Raw genomic sequence first — 697 nt, 5'->3', positions numbered from 1 at the left:
TGCCCCTTCACACGAGGCCGCAGCATCTCCGCCACACCAGGGGCCACCGGCACATCCCTGGACTTCCCATTCTTCGGCGGACCAACCCGCACCCCAGCACCCTGATGAGACACCGCCCTAGACACCCGGACGCGACGCCGGCCAAGGTCCACGTCTCCGGCCCGCAGCTCCCAGAGCTCACCGGGGCGAACCCCGGTGGTGGCAGCGAACAGCACAGGGTCTCGCGCCCACACCGGCAACGCGGCCTGCAACGCCCGGAACTCGCCCACACTCAGGTAGTAGTGCTCCCGCTTGTTCCCCCGAGGCAGGGCCAGGTTCACGGCCGGGGACACGGTGAGGTACTGGTGCTCCACACACCAGGTGAGGAAGGTCTGCAACCGTCGAACAATGGTGTCCACCGTCCGGGCCGCGAATCGGCCGGCAAGGTCACCGACCCACGACTGAACATTTTCACGGCGGATCGCTCCGACCGCATGGTCACCCCACACCGGTTCGATGTGTCGCTCCCAGATCCACTCATCATCGGTACGGGTGCGGGGGCTGACGTGCACCCGGGAAGCAAGCCACACCTTCCCCAGCTCACGGACGGTCGCACGGGACCTGGCACGGTCCGCCAGAGACCCGGTGGCCGTAGCAACATCCTGGTCCCGCAACCATGCTGCGGCAGCATCCTTGGTGGCATGGGTGGTGCGGACCA

General features: G+C 67.3%; 1 protein-coding gene. It reads right to left on the bottom strand.

Going from position 1 to position 697, the window contains the following annotated elements; all coding sequences use genetic code 11:
* A partial coding sequence (locus UN64_RS21200; protein WP_369073193.1) for a tyrosine-type recombinase/integrase occupies positions 1-697 on the bottom strand: 697 nt, incomplete at both ends.

This window comes from Fictibacillus arsenicus, assembly GCF_001999465.1.
Taxonomy (GTDB): domain Bacteria; phylum Bacillota; class Bacilli; order Bacillales; family Fictibacillaceae; genus Fictibacillus; species Fictibacillus arsenicus.
The sequence above is the reverse complement of the archived record's forward strand: the minus strand, read 5'-3'. Positions and strand labels throughout refer to the sequence as shown.